The sequence below is a fragment of the Acinetobacter sp. YH12255 genome (assembly GCF_013417355.1).
Lineage (GTDB): Bacteria > Pseudomonadota > Gammaproteobacteria > Pseudomonadales > Moraxellaceae > Acinetobacter > Acinetobacter pseudolwoffii.
The window spans coordinates 1-2,766 of the sequence record NZ_VPEC01000101.1 but is presented as its reverse complement, the minus strand read 5'-3'; the positions used below and the strand labels follow the sequence as shown (position 1 = coordinate 2,766).

2 protein-coding genes are annotated in these 2,766 nt (G+C 37.6%); one reads left to right on the top strand and one right to left on the bottom strand.

The features are described from left to right. Positions 1 to 640 precede the first annotated feature (640 nt). Positions 641 to 835, bottom strand: coding sequence for a hypothetical protein (locus FTV30_RS15820; RefSeq protein WP_005096148.1), 195 nt, complete (start codon positions 833 to 835; stop codon positions 641 to 643). Between the two features lie 509 nt (positions 836 to 1,344). Between FTV30_RS15820 and sbmA the strand changes: the two genes are divergently transcribed. Beyond that, on the top strand, positions 1,345 to 2,538 hold the full coding sequence (gene sbmA, locus FTV30_RS15815; protein WP_005096155.1) for a peptide antibiotic transporter SbmA: 1,194 nt from the start codon (positions 1,345 to 1,347) through the stop codon (positions 2,536 to 2,538). Positions 2,539 to 2,766 lie beyond the last annotated feature (228 nt).

The window sequence follows — 2,766 nt, the reverse complement described above, 5'->3', positions numbered from 1 at the left end:
GCGACTCATGAGTGCTCGGTTATATGCGGGCCAATTGGTTGTGCGGTAGATTTTGTGTGTAGGCTTCTTCATTTGAAAATTATATCGCTGAAAAAGCCTTTACAGATAGGTTTGTGCAACAAAGCCGATTGGATATAAAAATTGGACGATGTTTTAGGGTTTTTGAAATTAGTTTTACAGATTCAAGTTTTTCTCATTATTAGATTTTTAATTTTATCATTTGGTATAAAAAATCCTTCATATAGACTGAGGTTTTTTTAATTTACTGGTCATAAATAGCTAGAATATTCAGGTTTCAAAATCAAGACGTTGAGCTTAGATGAAGTTAAGCTAAAGAAAAGGTGTGTAAGGAAAGAAGATCCTTTAAGTACTGGAACTTACATAAAAAGGGAAAAACGGGTGAAAATTATTTAGTCCAGGCCAAAAAATAGGTGGATTTTCAACTATAAAGTTATTTTTTGTACGAATCATATCCCGCTTAGACTGCTAAGGACTTCTCAGAAAAGAAGAGAAATGAATTTTAAGAAGGGAATAAAATAACGATAACTTACATTCAAAAGGAAGCTTAGTTGAGGGCCGTATCATATCAATTCAGCAGCTGGCACAGATACAACCCGTCTGTTCAAAATGGAGAAAGTGCTTAGAGCTCTCTCCACAGCTCATTTTCATCTTTTAAAGGAATTGTGAAGTTAAAGTCATCATCATTACTGACCAAAAGACTGGTGGGAGTCTGCATGACCACTTTCAAAACAGTGCCTGCCTCAAAAATAATCGGGGTGCAATTTTCCTTTTCTAAGGTCAATGGTTTAAGTAATTCAATTACCGAACTTTCCATAGTTTTATTCCAAAATAAGATTACTTTTCGAGAGTTAAATCATAGCATGATTTTTGAAAATTTAACTATTTCTGCAAAAAATGAGAACTAGGTCAATGATTTATTTACTTCAGTAGCAGCAAAACCTTTATCTAAACATCTATAAAGGCATTATTGAGTATTTGATTTCATTCTATTTATAGAATTTTAAGAAGCTATATTCGTTTTTAATAAAACAGACAGGCCGTACTGATGTACAGGATTTAAAAATACATAAGGCAAAAACTTGATGATTCATGCACCTGATTGCCTCTGGAGCTTTAGATAGGCTAATCCAGAATAAAAAGACTCATTAAGAGAAAAATACGTTTTGAAAATCTATAAAAATAAATTTTATAAGGGACTATGCATCGCTATGTTATTTTTTAAACTAAATTGAAAATTAATGCTTTATAACAGTAAAAGTCTAAAATAAGAATAAACTAGGCGTCATTTGGATGACCAAGAGATAGAAGGAGAACTAGGTCAGCATGTTCAAGTCATTTTTCCCGCAACCCGTCTGGTTTTTTAGCAGCCTGATTTTGTGGTTTATCCTTAATCTTGTGCTTTGGCATACTGGCGGTTCAGGATGGGGAGTCTATTTGGGTTTCCCTGAAGGCTATTCTGAGGAAAGTCTCGCTATCGGTATCAGTCGTTTCTGGTCAGCCAAGTTTCTCTGGTTCTACCTTTGGTTTTTTCTTGCCACTGCCATATTTGCTCTCTTCTGGACGTGGAAAGCACAACATCCATGGCAGCGTTGGTCAGTCTGGGGCTCGGCTTTTATCCTGTTTAATATCTGGTTTGGAGTACAGGTCAATGTCGTTTTAAATGAATGGTATAGCCCGTTTTATGACCAGATCCAGAAAATGCTAGGCAGCGGTGGCGGAGATGTTTCACTTCTCTATCAAGAAGCTTTAACCTTTATTTATATCGCCATGATTTACGTCACTTTGGCCGTATTTAATATGTTTTTCGTCAGCCATTATGTGTTCCGCTGGCGTACCGCGATGAATAACTATTACACGGCACATTGGGAACAATTGCGTCATATTGAAGGCGCATCCCAGCGTATTCAGGAAGATACCATGCGCTTTGCCAAAACCACGGAACAGCTGAGTGTTTCCCTGATCGAAGCATTGATGCTATTGATGGCGTTTCTGCCTATCCTGTACCAGCTTTCAAGTCATGTAAAGGTTCTGCCAATTGTGGGAGAAATACCGCATGCTTTAATGTGGGCTTCTATTGGATGGGCCGTATTGGGTACCGTCATTTTGATGGTGGTCGGGATGAAACTGCCAGGACTGGAGTTTAATAACCAGAAAGTTGAGGCTGCTTACCGTAAAGAACTGGTGTACGGAGAGGATCATGCTGATCGGGCTCATCCGCTGACACTGCAAGAACTGTTTAGCCGGGTACGCTGGAATTATTTCCGTCTGTATTTTCACTATGCCTATTTCAACCTGGTCCGGATCTGGTACTTACAGTTAGACAATATCTATGGATTATTTATCCTGTTTCCGAGTATTGCAGCAGGAACGATCACCCTGGGTTTGATGATGCAAATCCTGAATGTATTTGGAAAAGTACGTGAGTCTTTCCAATATCTGATTTTATCTTGGCCGACCATTATTGAGCTGATGTCGATTTATAAACGTTTAAAAGCATTTGAATCCCATCTGGATTAATTTTTTCTAAATTACCCATTAGATTGTAAAAGCCAAATGATTTTATCTTTGTCTTTTTATATCTAAATCGACGTTAACATCTAATCGAAAAGCTTGATCTGACGTAAGCGTCCGCTGAACACACCTTATGAATTCATCCTATAAGCCTTAATTTAGTCCCCACTTAAAAACAAGTGGGGACTAAAATTTATGACTACAAATCACCAGACATCCATCGCATCTCTTGCG